This window comes from Actinoplanes lobatus, assembly GCF_014205215.1.
GTDB classification, from domain to species: Bacteria; Actinomycetota; Actinomycetes; order Mycobacteriales; family Micromonosporaceae; genus Actinoplanes; species Actinoplanes lobatus.
In genome coordinates this window covers 7,705,882-7,718,724 of sequence record NZ_JACHNC010000001.1, presented here as the reverse complement: position 1 = coordinate 7,718,724, position 12,843 = coordinate 7,705,882, and the positions used below count along the sequence as shown (strand labels likewise).

Genomic DNA, 12,843 nt, shown 5'->3' with positions numbered 1-12,843 from the left:
GGAACAGGAGTGGTCTACACCGTGCAGCCTACGGACGACGGCGCCGCGGCCGGGATCCCGTGTTCGTGCCAGTGAAGGGGGAGCGCAGGTGACGGACGACCCAGAGGAGGCCGCCCGTACCGCGCTGTGCCAAGGGCCCGCCCTCGTCGTGATCGCCGGACCACCCGGCTGCGGCCGCACCACCCTGCTGCGCCGCATCGCCACCGCCGTACCCGGCCCCGCCCACCTCGGCGGCGGCCTCGCCATGCTCGCCGCGGTACCCGCCCTCGCCCTGTCGAGAGCCGTCCGCGCCCGGCTGCCCGGCGACGACATCCCGCTGCTCGCCGAAGCCGTCCGCTCCCGCGTCCGCGGCGGCCTGCTCGTGCTCGACGACCTCCAGCACGTCGACCCGGCCACCCTCGCCGCCGTGGCGCACCTCGCCCGTAGCTGCCGGGTGCTGGTCGCCCTGCGTACCCCGCATCGACTGCCCGACGCCGCGCACGCCGCGCTGCGGCAGGCCGCCACCGCCTGGATCGCGGTGCCACCGCTGACCGCCGACGCCGCACACACCCTCGCCCGGCAGACCGCCGGCGGCCTCGACGACCAGGCCGCGGCCGCCGTCGTGGCCAGGGCCGGCGGCAACCCCCTGGCGATCATCGCGCTGGCCCGGCAGGCCGCCACCGGCCGCGCGCCGATCGGCGAGGACATCGACCAGGTGGCGTACGCGATCGCCACCGCCCTGGCCGACCTGCCCCGCCCCGCGCGTACCGCCCTGGCCGCGCTCGGGCTGCTCGGCCGGCCCGCCCCACCCGCCCTGCTCGGCACCGGCGCCGCCGACCTGCTCGCCGCCGGGCTGGTCACCGCCGAACCCGGCGGATCCCTGCTGCCCGTGTCCGCCTATGTGGCCGAGACCGCCGCCGGGCTGCTCGACGCCCCGGCCCGGGCCGAGATGCACGCCCGGCTCGCCGACCTCACCCCACCCGCCGAAGCCGCCCGCCACCTCGCCGCCGCCGGGGACCCGCTCGGGGCGTACCGGAAGGCTCTCGGCGCGGCCGACCGCATGGCCGGCGCCGAACGCGCCGCGCTGCTGCTGTTCGCCTGCGGCCTGCCGACCACCGTCGACCCACGGGTGCGGCTCGCCGCCGCCGACGCCGCCCTGGCCACCGGCCGTGCCGCCGACGCCGCCGAAGTGCTGCGCCCGATCGTGCCCGCCGTGTTCCTGACCACCGACCCCGACGCCCGCCCGCCCGGCGCCGCCGACCCGCTCGCCCTGGAAGCCGCCGTCCTGCGCGGCGAAGCGCTTCTCCAAGCCGGCGACCCGGTCACCGCCCGCGACACCGTACGCCCCGTCCCGGACACCGCCGCCGCCCGCGTCGTCGCCGCCCGCGACCGGGTCATGCTGCTGTCCGTACTGGCCACCGAGCCGATGACCGCCCTCGAACTCGCCGACAAGATCGCCGTCCGGCATCCGCAACCACCACCCGGCATCCAGGCCGCACTGGCCGCCGTCCGCGCCACCCACCGGCAACCCGGCTGGGACGACACCCTCGCCGCCGTCGCCGACACCGGCGGCGACCCGCTGATCACCCGCTGGTCGGCGTGGCTGCTCGTCGAACACCTCGCCGCCGAAGGCCGGCTCGTCGACGCCGCCGGCGCAGCCCTGCGCGCCGCCGCCACCGCCGGCGACGACCTCGCCTACGGCTGGCAGACCCGATTCCTGGCCGCCGCCGACTGGGCACTGGCCCTGCACGGCCCCGACTTCCCGGCCACCCTCGCCTGGGACGGCACCGAAGGCGTCCTGCGCCGGGCCGCGAACCTCACCGACCGGGCCCTGCCCGAACAGGCCCGGGCCTACGCGATCGCCGCGACCGCCCTCATCGAAGCCGACACCGGACTGCTCGCCGCCGCCCGCGCCCGCCTCGACACCGCCGGCGTCCACCCGGCCGTCGCCTGGGTGACCCGAGAGGCGGCCTGGCTCGACGGGCAACCCGACCGGGCCGCCCGCACCCCCACCGAAACCGGCACCGGCCTGCTCGCCGGACTGCACGCCATCACCGCCCGCTGGGCCGCCCACGACCTGGGCACCCCGCCGGCCGCCGCCATCCCGGTCGACCTGCCCGCACCCGCCCGCCGCACCCTCACCGCCTGGGCCGTCGGCTCCGGCCTCGACGACGCCGCCGACAGCTGGCAGCCGGTCGCCCTGCGCGAACAGGTCCGCTGCCTCATCGCCGCCGGCCTCACCAGCCCCGACCGCGACCGGGCCGTCACCGCCCTGCTGCGCGCCGAACACCTCGCCGACAGCGCCGGGCTCACCGTCCTGGCCGGCCGGGCCCGCCGCGGGCTGCGCCGCCACCAGATCCACCGCGACACCCGCAGCCCCCGCTCCGACGGCCGCCTCACCCAGCGCGAACTCGACGTGCTGCGACTGGTCGCCGCCGGAGAACCGACCCGCCGCATCGCCGGGCAACTCGGCATCTCCGCCGAGACCGTGGACACCCACATCCGGGCTAGCATGCGCAAACTCGGCGCGCGGACCCGTACCGAGGCCGCGGCCCTGGCCTTCGCCACCAATCCCTTCGAAACCAGCGAGGATGGCCGGTGATAAGACAGCCCGACGACGCCCCCCGCCACGTGGTATCCACCTCCGCCGAAGCCGACACCGTACTGCGGCGCCTCAGCCGCGACGGCTGGACCCCCCGCGCCGGCTTCGCCCTGCCCGACCCGTCCTGGGACGTCGGCGCCGCCCACCTGGTCCTGCACGGGCGGGTCGCCGACGACGACCTGGAAACCGCCAAACTCGCTGTCCTGGCCGCCGCCCGCGGCGCCGCCGTCGTCGCCGTCTGCGACACCGAATCCCCGGCCGGTCGCGCACTTGTCGACGACCTGTCCCGCCTCGGCCCGGTCCACCGCGGCATCGACGGCTCCGACGTCATCGCCAACCTGATCCCCGAACAGCGTGCCCTGCTCGACCGCCTCGCCGCCGGCGACACCATCGCCGCCGCCGCGGCCGCCGAATTCCTCTCCCTGCGCACCGCCAACCGCCGCATCGCCGAAGCCCGCGCCCTGTTCGGCGTCCGCACGACCCGCGAGGCCGTCCTGGCCTATCTCCGCCAGCGGCAACGTACCGAATAACAACAATCCGGGGTACGGGCTACGCGAACCCGCCGTAGCATCCCCGCGGCCACCTGCCGGCACACGGCCGTAGCGCGCCCGCCGGTCCACCTGCACGCCGATCTCCACCCACCGCCCGGCCCGCCCGCGCGCCCGCGGGTCATCACGTGTGCTGCCACCAGCGTTACCGCAGCAGCTCGTGTCCACACTCCTTGTTCCGTGTGCGCCCGCCCATCGTGGCCAGACGATCAGCGTCCGCAGCCGCCGGATTACGGCTGCTTCCTGCCCTCGGACCTGTTCAGTCGTCCGGGAAGTCCGCCGACGGCGTGAGGCTCTCGACGAACGTCCGGAAGTCGTGCGCCACCCGCAGCTCCTGGCCGAGGTCGGCGTCGAGATACACCACCGGCGGGTCGCCGTCCGGGCCGCAGTCACGGTAGTCCAGCGCCACCCAGGTGTGCCCGTCCCCGCTGAGCAGCACCACCGGCGACGGCAGCCCCCACTCCCGCACGAGATACCCGGTGTCCTGCAACGCCATCGACAACTCGCGACCGGGCGGGGCGATGCCGTGCAGGTGATCGAACGGCACGTGATCGGCGGCCCACGAGTTCGGCGCGGCCGGGCACGCATCCCAGGCGTCCGCGACGATGCCACCGTTACGCAGCCGCAGCAGCTGGATCAGCCCGGCCGGCAACCGCACCCCGAGCCCGGCCTCGGCGGCGGTGACCATCGCGGCGGTCAGTGGCGGCTGGGTCAGTTCGGTCTCGCCGGAATCCCAGAAGGCCGCCGCCACCGTCTCGAACGAAGTCACGGCCGTCATGCTGCCAGAATCCCGCGGTGTGCGAGGATCCGGCCATGCACGCGCGCCCCCTGACCGAGCGGGAACGCGCCGTCCTGGACGCCCTGCTGGCCACCGACGTCGACGGCGCCGCCGACCTGCGCCGCCAGGCCGTCGACGTCCAGGTGACGGGCGGCTGCGGGTGTGGCTGCCCGTCGATCGACTTCCGGGCGGGCCGCGGCATGATCGTGCGGGTGGACGCCGTGGTCCACGGTGGCCACGACAGCCTGTTCCTCTACACGTTCGCGGAGCCCGAGCACGGTGAGGTGCTCGGCGGAATCGAATACGCCGGGATCGGCGACGAGCACCGCACCGAGCTGCCGCCACCGGACCGGTTGATCATCACCCCCGCCCGCCGATGATGATCGAGTTCCGATCTGTCTGACCGGTCCGGATCAGCGATCTAGCATCTGCTGATGGAGGGCGAGCAGATCGAGCGGGTCCGCGACTTCAACCGCTACTACCACCAGCGGTTCAGCGCGCTCGCCGACCGGTTCCTGGGCCGCGAATGGCCTGCCGGCCAGGCCCGGCTGCTGTTCGAGGTCGGCGTCCGCAGCGACCTGCACGACCTGTGCGCCCGCCTCGGCCAGGACCGCGACCAGGTGCGGCAGCAGTTGGATGCGCTGGCCGTACAGGGTCTGGTGGTGCTGGGTGACCGGACCGCCGAGCTGACCGACGCGGGTCTTCGCCAGCGCGCGGAGCTGGACGTGCGCGCCGACGCCGGGGTCGCCGCACTGCTCGGCGAGCTGACCGGTGGGCAGCGGCACCGGCTGCTGGCCGCGCAGGACGAGATCCGGCGGGTGCTGCGGGCGGCCGCCGTCGTGGTCGAGGCGGTGCCGCCGGATCTGCCGGCGGCCCGCGACTGCCTGTCCCGGTACGCCGCCGAACTCGACGTCACCTTCCCGGAGGGCTTCGACGCGGGCGTGCTGACGCGTCCCGAGGACGTGACCGGCACCCAGCTGCTGGCCGTGGAGCTGAGCCGCCCGGTCGGCTGCGGCCTGTGGCTGCGCCTCGGCCCGGGCGTCGCCGAGATCCGCCACCTGTGGGTGGCCCCGGAGGCGCGTGGCCTCGGCCTCGGCCGAAAACTGCTGAGCCGCCTGGAAGTGGACGCGGCGAACAACGGCATCAACACGGTACGGCTGGGCACCCATCCGCTGCTGACCGAGGCGCTGGCGCTGTACCGGTCGGCCGGCTACGACGACATCGGCGGCTACAGCGACAACGCCTACAACCAGCTGGCGTTCGAGAAGGTGCTGGTCAGGACGGACGTGGCCGGATCCGGGCCGGGTCGTGCGGACGGGACGTGTCGATCACCCTCGGCATTCGCATCTCGTCGCGGCGCAATGGTGTCAGGGTCTCGTCGATAGCGTCCATGATCAGCCGGGTGGCGTGCAGGGCCCGCACCCCCGGCGTTCCGGTCTCGGCCGCCGACAGGTCGACCGGCCGGTCACCGAAGCGCACCCACACGACGGGGCGCCGCAGCAGCGCCTTGACCAGCGCCCGGCCGAGCCGTTTCGGCGCCTCGTAGGGGATCGCCGCGTGCGTGCCCCACTGGGCGACCGGCAGCACCGGCGCCCCGGACATGGCCGCCATCCGCGCGGCGCCGGTCTTGCCGCGTTCCGGCCACATCCACGGATCCAGCCCGATGCGCCCTTCCGGATAGACCAGCACCGCCGAGTTCTCGGCCAGCGCCTTCGCCGCGGCGGGCAGCGCGTCGGCGACGTGGGTGGTGTTGCGGTCGACCCGGATGTGCCCGCAATGCCGCATGATCGTGCCGACCAGCGGCGCCCGGAACACGCCACCGGTGGCCATGAACCGCGGCACGATCCCCACCTTGTGGCACGCCGCCATCATCACCACCGGGTCGAACGGGCTGACGTGATTGGCCGCCAGAATGACCGGGCCGCCCTGCAACGACGCCGGCAGGCCACCCGAGACCCGCAGCCGCACCAGCGGGAACGCCACGATCCGCGACAGCGCGAGCAGCAGCCGCCACAACCGCGGAACACGCCAGACAGGTGAGGTCTCCATGAGGCGAGAATGATTGCACGACCCCGAGATCGTCCTCTATCCGGCTCGGCGGCTGCTTCGCGCCGCACAAAACCCCTTTCCCGGTACGCGTGAAGCGTTCGGCGAGGGTGCAGTGGCCGGAAAACCCGGACAGCGCACCGCCCGGTGACCGACGCTCAACCCCATGAGGATGTTCCGTGCCGGCATCGCGGCCGCTGTCGCCCTGGCCTGTCTGCCCACCGCCCCCGCCGCTGCCCTCCCGGACGACGGCGCCGCTCCCGAGCTGACCACCGCCCAGCGCAGGGTCGTGCTCGACGCGACGGCCCGGTTCCGGGACCCGCGCCGGGCGAAGGCGGCCGGCTATCTGCCCACCGACCACTGCGTGCCCGGCATGGGTCACCACTGGATGCACCCGGGTCACGCCGCCGACCAGGCGGTCGACCCGGTGCTGCCCGAGGTCCTGATCTACGTGCCCGGCCGGGACGGCACACCGGTCCTGGTCGCGGTCGAGTACTTCAAGGCCGACGCCGACGGCAGCCTGAAGACCAGCGGGGACCGGCCCACCCTGTTCGGCCGGCGGTTCGACGGCCCGATGGCCGGTCACGAGATGCCGCCCGCAAGCCCGCCCATGCCGGTGCACTACGACCTGCACGTGTGGCTCTACCGGCACAACCCGGCCGGTGAACTGGCCACCGAGAACCCGCGGATCACCTGCCGGTGAGTTCGGCCACCAACCGGCCCGCGGCAACCGTGCCGCACCGGTGGGTGGCTAGGCTCGACGGCGGAGCCGCAGGACGCGGCCGCCCCGGACGAGTGCGTGTCGTACCCGGCTCTGACAAGACGACCGCCGTGAGGTGAGTTCGTCATGGCCTGGCTCGTCCTGATCGTCTCCGGTCTGCTCGAAACCGTCTGGGCGATCGCCCTGGACCGCAGCGCCGGGTTCACCCGTCCGGCGCCCACCGCCGTCTTCGGTGTGGCGGTGACCCTCAGCATGCTGGGCCTCGGCTACGCGCTGCGGACCATCCCGGTCGGCACCGGTTACGCCGTGTGGGTCGGCATCGGCGCGGTCGGCACCGCCCTGGTCGGCATGATCGCCCTCAACGAGCCGGCCAGCCTGCCCCGCATCGTCTGCCTGCTGCTGGTGATCTGCGGCGTCGCCGGGCTCAAGTACTTCCACTGACACCACGGCGGCCGCGGCCTGTCACCCAGGCCGCGGCCCACCGGTCAGTTGACCTCGCCCAGCTCCGCCAGCCGGGCCTCGACCTCGGCCAGCTCGGCCCGCAACCGCTCGGCCTGCTGCTGCGCCTCCGCCCGCTCGGCGGACAGAATCTGCTCGACCGCCTCCTGAACCCCGGGCACGTCGATCAGCGACACCATTTTCAGCGCCTCGGCCGGCTTGATCACATAGGGCCGGGCCAGCGCCTTGGCGCCCTGGTTGGCGGCCACCGTCCACTCGCCCTCACCGTAGGCCAGCGTCACCGTCAGACCCGGCGACGGCTTGGCCTTCGCCGGCCGGGCCACCTTGCGTGGCGCCGCCACCTCGTTGCTTTCGCTCACCGGAACAGCTTCCTCACTCTTACGCTGGGCCGGCGGTTTCGGCGGCAGCGGCTTGTCGATCAGGAACTCGGGCCCGGACAGCACCGGCTCGGCCGGTGGCTCCGGCGCCGGGGCCGCCTTCTTCGCCGGCACCCCCTTCGGCGCCACCCGCAGATCGGTGGGGGAGAAGGGCAGCTCGTCACGCCCGAACCGGACCACCACCCACTCATCGGAGACCGCCGGATCCTCCAGCGCCACGACCTGCCCGATCTGACCGGATATCTGCCCTGCCGCCTCGGTGAACTGCACCCGCGGCTTCCGCCCGGCCGCCAGCGCCTCCCGGAACTGCTCCAGCTGTTCCGCGGTCAGCCCACCGGCCTCCACACTTGCCGCCGTCATCACCCAACCACCTTCGTACGCCTGTATGAGAGCGGCTTCTTTCTACCAGCACCCACCGACAACAACAGCGCACCACACCGAAGTGATCAAGCCCGGAACGGGGGTCGACCGGTCACGCAGTACTCCCGCCCGGCCGGATCCACCAGCGTCGTCCAGTCACCCGGCACCCGCCGCACCACCCGCGCACCCAGCCCGACATGCCGCGCCACCTCGGCATCCACGTCGTCACAGGCCACATCCAGATGCATGCCGGCCGTCTCGCCGCCGGTGCGCTGCAACAGCAACCGCAACGGCATCCCGTCCGGCCGCACCAGGTAGGAGAACTCCGGCAGATCCGAGAACCCGCGCTCCCAGCCGGTCAGCGCACCCCAGAATTCCACCTCCCGGTCATGCACCGCCTCCGGCAGATCCAGGCACACCTGATCCACCAGACTGTGCCGCCCACCCGGCCGCACGCTTTCCCCGGCCCACTCCACGAGACAGAACAACAGCCCGGCGGGGGACCGCAGCACCGTCAGCCCCTCCGCGATCTCGACGACCTTCGCACCGACAGCGGTCGCCCGGTACGCCGCGGCCGGCAGATCGTCGACATGCAGATCCAGATGCGCCCGCGCCGGACCGTCCCCGACCACCTGCACCCGCAGAAACGCGTCCCCGGCCGGAGGCAGCAGCGTCGCGAACGTGCCGTCCGCCCGCCAATCCGACAGACCGTAACCGGTCACCGCCTGCCAGAACGGCACCGCCGCCCGGTCCGGGGCGTCCAGAAAACCGGTCATCCACCGCACCGCCATCACGCCAGCCGCCCCGTCCGCATCGCCGCCGCCACATCCGGGCGCCCGAAACCCTCCGCCGCCACAGCGGCCCGCTCCCACGGATACTCCACCACCGCGAACGACACCTCCCACCGCCCCGACACGTCGTCGACCACCGCATAGCGGGCATGCGGCGACCCCGCCTCCATCCGGTGCGGATACGGCTCATCGTCGGCATAGGCCGGCCAGCCCACACTGCCCGGATTCACCAGCAGCGCCCCACCCGGCAACCGCATCGACCCGACCAGATGCGTGTGCCCGCACAACAGCAGCGAATACCCCGACACGTCGCCGAGCCGCGCCAGCACCTCACCGGCCGTCGCCTCCCGCACCCCGGCCGCTTCGACCGTGTGCATCAGATACTGCAGGTCGTCGTCCGGCGTACCGTGAAACGCCAGCACCCCCGCAATCGGCGACCGCGTCGGCGGCAGCGACCGCAACCAGACCCAATGCCGCTCGGACAGCAGCTCCCTGGTGACCCGGTCGGCCATCCCGATCCGCTCCGGCCCGAACGTCAGCAGCTGCCGTTCATGATTGCCGGCCACCGTCGGCAGACCGAGTTCGATCAGCCGGTCCGCCGTGCCCACCGGATCCACATAGCCCGACAGCAGGTCACCCAGATTGACCGTCAGATCAACCTCGTCGTCCTCGATCGCCGCCAGCACCGCCTCCAGCGCCGGCAGGTTCCCATGCACATCGGAGATCACCGCAATTCGCATCCGGCCATCCTCCAAGATCCGCCACTCAGACCGGAAACCCATTCTGGAACGCGAGCCGATCGTCCGCCCCGGCCGCCAGCTCCTGCAGACGATCGTCCAGTGACACGAACGCCTCCCACCCCGCGATTCCCGACACGTCCGCGATCCGCTCCACCACCAGATGTTCCAGATCCTCGACCCGGGCACCCTTCCAGATCTTGTCGGCCAGACTCACCAGATGGTCCTCCACACCGGCCCGCGCCTCATGCCACGATCCGTGGGTCCCGGCGAATCTCGCCAACCGCGCCGGCACCCCACGCCCCAGCAGCAGCCGCTCACCGGCCGGCTCATGCCGCGACCCGGGCACCGACAACTCCTCCCGGTGCAGCGCCTTGCCGATGTCGTGGGTCGCCGCCCCGAACAGCACCGCCGCCCGGTCGAACACCACCGCCGGATGCGCCGCCGCCAACCAGCCCGTCAGGTCGCACGCCACCGCGTACACCGCCCGCAGATGCGCACCCAACCGGGCCGGAGCACCCAGCTCGACCAGCAACCCCACCGCCTCCGGCGGCAGATCCGGCAACGGTACGGCGCCGCCGCGCACCGCCCGCTCCAACGGCGTCACAGCGCCCCGACCATCCGGGCGAAATGCTCCCGCACCTCAGCCGACTCCGCCGCGACCACACTCCACACCGCGATACCGCCGGACACCGCCACCGCCACCCGCGCATCACCGTCGAACCGGTACGTGGCGTCACACCCCTGGTTCAGCGCCCACCCGTACGTCGTCGGCAACGGCCGCAACCACCCACCCAGCCCGGCGAGCGCACCGTCCGGCAGACCGTGGTCGAATTCCGTCACCGAGTCGCGCTCCCGCCACAGCAACGTCTCCCACAGGCGCGCGTACACGTACTCCGAAAACCGGTCCGCATAGCGCGACCCGCCGAACGACACCGGCGGATCGTCCTCGCCCGCGCCCGCATCGACCGTCCAGTCACCGCAGCCCTGGCCATCCGACTCCAGCACCAGCAGATTCTCGCCAAACCGCAGACCGGCCAGCCGGGTCACCCGGTTGTCCCGGCAAACGGCCGCCATCCGCTCGTCCCCGCCGTAGCGAAACCACTCCCGCACCGCCGCCGGAAGCGGCCCCACCGCCACCTCGTTACCGGGACCACCGACCAGATCGAAAGCCGCCACGTTCCACAACATCCGGCGATTGTGGCAGGATCCCGGTCATGCTCGACAACCGAAAGGGCCATGCCGCGTAGGCGCCCGCACCACCTGCGCCGCCCGAGCCCCGCGCCCGGCAGCCCGCACACCGACATCAACGGCCTGTCCCAGCGGGCCAACAACGCCATCCGGTACGTCGAAGACGTCCACCTCCGGCCCGGCGCCACCGCGAAAGCCCTGGCCATGTGGCGCGAGCTACTCGACCGGCCCGGCCGCTGGCTCAATGGCGACGCCGTCATCAGCCCCGGCCTCGAACCCGAAGCCGCCCGCGACACCCTCCTCGACGTGACGCGGCTGCTGCCACCCGGACCACGGCGGGAGCTCGAACGCCTCCTGAAGCCCCTCGACGACAACTTCCACCGCCGCACCACACCCCAGCCGCTGCACGGCGGCGAAGACCTCACCCGCTGGTGGTGGCACCGCGACCGCGAACTCTAGGACGACGGCGGCAGGGGGAGCGGCAACCCCGGCAGCCCGTCCATGCTCACCGCCACATGCTCCTTCTTCGCGAAGTAGGCATTCAACGACGCGTCGTCCTCCCGGGCGAACCGCTTGGCGTGCAGATCCCGATCCTCGTCGTACGTCATGAACGGCACCGCATACCCGCACGTGTCCCGGATCAACTCCGCCCGCACCACGATGATCGCCCGCAGCCCGTGCGGCGCGTAGTCGATGGTGGGGAAGTGGGCGATCAGATCCGGCCACCGCGGATCATCCCGGAACACCGGCTCACCACGCCCGTGCACCCGCACGATGTTCGGCGGCCCGGCGAACGCACACCACATCAACGTGATCCGGCCGTTCTCCCGCAGATGCGCGATCGTCTCCGCGTTACTGCCGGCGAAATCCAGGTACGCCACCGTCGACTCGTCAAGAACCGCGAACGAACCCCGCAGCCCCTTCGGCGACAGATTCACCTTCCCGTCACCGGACAGCGGCGCCGTCGCCGTGAAGAACACCGGCTGCTCCTCGATGAACTCCCGCAACCGGCCCGAGATCCGCTCGTATTCCTTACCCATCCGGCCATCCTCACACGAGCAACCGCGCATCCTCGATCACCAGTGGCGACCATCGCACCGCCCCGGTCCGGCCATGCTTCGGATCGACCGCGATGAACCGGCCACCCCCCACACGCGTCTGCGTACGCCGGGCCGCCCAGTCCACCGTCGACCGCTGCCGGATCCGCTCCTCACACATCCAGCTCTCGTGCCGGTAGCTGACGATCGCCGAATGCCCGTGGATCTGCGAGAACGGCATCCACTCGGCCAGCCAGCCGCCATACAACTCCGGCGGCTCCACCCACAACGGCCCGCCACAACCCCACAACAACGGCTCCGGACGCGTGTTCAGCAACTCCGCCGCCGTGGCGGCCGACACCGGACCACCCAGATCCCGCCACACCGCCGGCGACAACCCGGCATGCGTGATCAGAAAATCCTCACCCGCACCGGTACGGACAGCAGCCGCCACCCGCAACCGCTCCGTCAACCACCACCGCTCCAGCAGCCGCCCATCCGACGCCGACAACGGCTCCGGCCAGAACGGCTCACCACCGACATACGGCGCCTCATGATTACCCAGCAACTGGATCCACCGCGGCGAACCCTGCGCCAACCGCTGCTCGACGATCCGCAGCACCCCCGGCGTGTCCGGCCCACGATCCACCAGATCACCCACCTGGACCACCACCGTGTCCGGCACCCCGATCAACGGCTCCAGCACCCGCGCCAACTCCGCCGAACAACCACCCACATCACCGATCACCACCACCGTCGTCACACCGGCATCGCCCCCGCCAGCTCCCGCGCCAGCGCCACCAGCCGCTCACCGTCACCTGATGGCGCGATCCCGCCGACACCCACCGAAACATCCCGCCGACTCGTACCGACCTGCCCCGACAGCGACGGCAACTCACCACCTGCCCGCTGCACCAGCACCATCGCCGCCGGCAGAAGCCCCTCCAACAACGACCGCAGCACCGCATGACTCGACGCCCGGTACTCCCGCACCAGCGCATCCACGAACGGCACGAACACGTCCAGGTCGACCTCGTACTCGTCCCGGCAGTTGTCCACCACACCCGGCGGCAACCCGACCACCGGCGCCACCGCCGCACACGACCGGTAGAACAACTGCGCCACCCGATTCGACGGATTCCACAACGTCAGATCATCAACCTTGAAAAACTGACTCACCCACTCATGATCACAAATGCCTGCCGTCCACCGCGAGG

The 12,843-nt window shown here is 72.3% G+C and carries 17 protein-coding genes and 1 riboswitch; of the genes, 7 read left to right on the top strand and 10 right to left on the bottom strand.

Annotated elements, in window-relative coordinates; translation table 11 throughout:
• Positions 1–88: 88 nt before the first annotated feature.
• Positions 89–2,581, top strand: coding sequence for a LuxR C-terminal-related transcriptional regulator (locus BJ964_RS35410; RefSeq protein WP_188124705.1), 2,493 nt, complete (start codon positions 89–91; stop codon positions 2,579–2,581).
• Complete coding sequence (locus BJ964_RS35405) at positions 2,578–3,111, top strand: LuxR family transcriptional regulator (RefSeq protein WP_229807256.1); 534 nt, start codon at positions 2,578–2,580, stop codon at positions 3,109–3,111. The genes BJ964_RS35410 and BJ964_RS35405 overlap by 4 nt, the downstream gene beginning before the upstream one ends.
• 277 nt (positions 3,112–3,388) lie before the next feature.
• Here the strand turns inward: BJ964_RS35405 and BJ964_RS35400 are convergent, their stop codons facing one another.
• Positions 3,389–3,907 (bottom strand): SMI1/KNR4 family protein, encoded by a 519-nt coding sequence (locus BJ964_RS35400; protein WP_188124704.1) that lies wholly within the window; start codon positions 3,905–3,907, stop codon positions 3,389–3,391.
• A gap of 35 nt (positions 3,908–3,942) precedes the next feature.
• Here BJ964_RS35400 and BJ964_RS35395 point away from each other — a divergent pair, with 35 nt between their 5' ends.
• Positions 3,943–4,287 carry a hypothetical protein gene (locus BJ964_RS35395; protein ID WP_188124703.1) on the top strand — a complete coding sequence of 115 codons (345 nt, stop codon included), beginning with the start codon at positions 3,943–3,945 and terminating at the stop codon, positions 4,285–4,287.
• Between the two features lie 54 nt (positions 4,288–4,341).
• A complete protein-coding gene (locus tag BJ964_RS35390) occupies positions 4,342–5,292 on the top strand; it encodes a GNAT family N-acetyltransferase (RefSeq protein WP_188124702.1) in 951 nt (316 codons plus the stop codon).
• On the opposite strand, the gene BJ964_RS35385 is transcribed toward BJ964_RS35390, so the two are convergent.
• Positions 5,183–5,956: a lysophospholipid acyltransferase family protein gene (locus tag BJ964_RS35385; RefSeq protein ID WP_188124701.1), complete on the bottom strand. Its 774-nt coding sequence runs from the start codon at positions 5,954–5,956 to the stop codon at positions 5,183–5,185. The two genes, BJ964_RS35390 and BJ964_RS35385, sit on opposite strands and share 110 nt — an antisense overlap.
• A 163-nt stretch (positions 5,957–6,119) precedes the next feature.
• Between BJ964_RS35385 and BJ964_RS35380 the strand changes: the two genes are divergently transcribed.
• The gene (locus tag BJ964_RS35380; protein ID WP_188124700.1) at positions 6,120–6,656 is read left to right on the top strand and encodes a hypothetical protein; all 537 of its coding nucleotides are present in this window, start codon (positions 6,120–6,122) and stop codon (positions 6,654–6,656) included.
• A 60-nt stretch (positions 6,657–6,716) separates the two neighbouring features.
• A riboswitch (guanidine-III (ykkC-III) riboswitch) is annotated at positions 6,717–6,786 on the top strand.
• A gap of 14 nt (positions 6,787–6,800) precedes the next feature.
• Positions 6,801–7,115, top strand: coding sequence for a DMT family transporter (locus tag BJ964_RS35375; RefSeq protein WP_188124699.1), 315 nt, complete (start codon positions 6,801–6,803; stop codon positions 7,113–7,115).
• A 44-nt stretch (positions 7,116–7,159) separates the two neighbouring features.
• On the opposite strand, the gene BJ964_RS35370 is transcribed toward BJ964_RS35375, so the two are convergent.
• The 5 genes from BJ964_RS35370 to BJ964_RS35350 all read right to left on the bottom strand — a co-directional run bounded on the left by BJ964_RS35370 (position 7,160) and on the right by BJ964_RS35350 (position 10,589).
• The gene (locus BJ964_RS35370) at positions 7,160–7,870 is read right to left on the bottom strand and encodes a hypothetical protein (RefSeq protein WP_188124698.1); all 711 of its coding nucleotides are present in this window, start codon (positions 7,868–7,870) and stop codon (positions 7,160–7,162) included.
• Between the two features lie 86 nt (positions 7,871–7,956).
• Positions 7,957–8,646 (bottom strand): VOC family protein, encoded by a 690-nt coding sequence (locus tag BJ964_RS35365; protein ID WP_229807277.1) that lies wholly within the window; start codon positions 8,644–8,646, stop codon positions 7,957–7,959.
• A gap of 14 nt (positions 8,647–8,660) precedes the next feature.
• Positions 8,661–9,401 (bottom strand): metallophosphoesterase family protein, encoded by a 741-nt coding sequence (locus BJ964_RS35360; protein WP_188124696.1) that lies wholly within the window; start codon positions 9,399–9,401, stop codon positions 8,661–8,663.
• Between the two features lie 25 nt (positions 9,402–9,426).
• A complete protein-coding gene (locus BJ964_RS35355) occupies positions 9,427–10,005 on the bottom strand; it encodes an HD domain-containing protein (protein ID WP_229807257.1) in 579 nt (192 codons plus the stop codon).
• Entirely contained in the window at positions 10,002–10,589 is a 588-nt protein-coding gene (locus BJ964_RS35350) for a hypothetical protein (RefSeq protein ID WP_188124695.1), read from the bottom strand. Before BJ964_RS35350 ends, BJ964_RS35355 begins: the two co-directional genes overlap by 4 nt.
• Before the next feature lie 48 nt (positions 10,590–10,637).
• Between BJ964_RS35350 and BJ964_RS35345 the strand changes: the two genes are divergently transcribed.
• Positions 10,638–11,048, top strand: a complete 411-nt coding sequence (locus BJ964_RS35345; RefSeq protein WP_188124694.1) for a hypothetical protein — start codon at positions 10,638–10,640, stop codon at positions 11,046–11,048.
• On the opposite strand, the gene BJ964_RS35340 is transcribed toward BJ964_RS35345, so the two are convergent.
• The 3 genes from BJ964_RS35340 to BJ964_RS35330 are packed head-to-tail and all read right to left on the bottom strand — an operon-like array spanning position 11,045 to position 12,805.
• Positions 11,045–11,629: a pyridoxamine 5'-phosphate oxidase family protein gene (locus BJ964_RS35340; RefSeq protein ID WP_188124693.1), complete on the bottom strand. Its 585-nt coding sequence runs from the start codon at positions 11,627–11,629 to the stop codon at positions 11,045–11,047. The genes BJ964_RS35345 and BJ964_RS35340 overlap by 4 nt on opposite strands.
• Positions 11,630–11,639: 10 nt before the next feature.
• Positions 11,640–12,389: a metallophosphoesterase gene (locus BJ964_RS35335; protein ID WP_188124692.1), complete on the bottom strand. Its 750-nt coding sequence runs from the start codon at positions 12,387–12,389 to the stop codon at positions 11,640–11,642.
• Positions 12,386–12,805, bottom strand: coding sequence for a DUF6086 family protein (locus tag BJ964_RS35330; RefSeq protein WP_188124691.1), 420 nt, complete (start codon positions 12,803–12,805; stop codon positions 12,386–12,388). Before BJ964_RS35330 ends, BJ964_RS35335 begins: the two co-directional genes overlap by 4 nt.
• Positions 12,806–12,843 lie beyond the last annotated feature (38 nt).

Bases quoted from the DNA above. Each gene is read 5' to 3' on its own strand.
- BJ964_RS35365 (WP_229807277.1), bottom strand. From the start codon at position 8,646: ATGACCGGTTTTCTGGACGCCCCGGACCGGGCGGCGGTGCCGTTCTGG.
- BJ964_RS35375 (WP_188124699.1), top strand. From the start codon at position 6,801: ATGGCCTGGCTCGTCCTGATCGTCTCCGGTCTGCTCGAAACCGTCTGG.
- BJ964_RS35350 (WP_188124695.1), bottom strand. From the start codon at position 10,589: ATGTTGTGGAACGTGGCGGCTTTCGATCTGGTCGGTGGTCCCGGTAAC.
- BJ964_RS35400 (WP_188124704.1), bottom strand. From the start codon at position 3,907: ATGACGGCCGTGACTTCGTTCGAGACGGTGGCGGCGGCCTTCTGGGAT.
- BJ964_RS35370 (WP_188124698.1), bottom strand. From the start codon at position 7,870: ATGACGGCGGCAAGTGTGGAGGCCGGTGGGCTGACCGCGGAACAGCTG.
- BJ964_RS35385 (WP_188124701.1), bottom strand. From the start codon at position 5,956: ATGGAGACCTCACCTGTCTGGCGTGTTCCGCGGTTGTGGCGGCTGCTG.
- BJ964_RS35380 (WP_188124700.1), top strand. From the start codon at position 6,120: ATGAGGATGTTCCGTGCCGGCATCGCGGCCGCTGTCGCCCTGGCCTGT.
- BJ964_RS35390 (WP_188124702.1), top strand. From the start codon at position 4,342: ATGGAGGGCGAGCAGATCGAGCGGGTCCGCGACTTCAACCGCTACTAC.
- BJ964_RS35340 (WP_188124693.1), bottom strand. From the start codon at position 11,629: ATGGGTAAGGAATACGAGCGGATCTCGGGCCGGTTGCGGGAGTTCATC.
- BJ964_RS35360 (WP_188124696.1), bottom strand. From the start codon at position 9,401: ATGCGAATTGCGGTGATCTCCGATGTGCATGGGAACCTGCCGGCGCTG.
- BJ964_RS35345 (WP_188124694.1), top strand. From the start codon at position 10,638: ATGCCGCGTAGGCGCCCGCACCACCTGCGCCGCCCGAGCCCCGCGCCC.
- BJ964_RS35395 (WP_188124703.1), top strand. From the start codon at position 3,943: ATGCACGCGCGCCCCCTGACCGAGCGGGAACGCGCCGTCCTGGACGCC.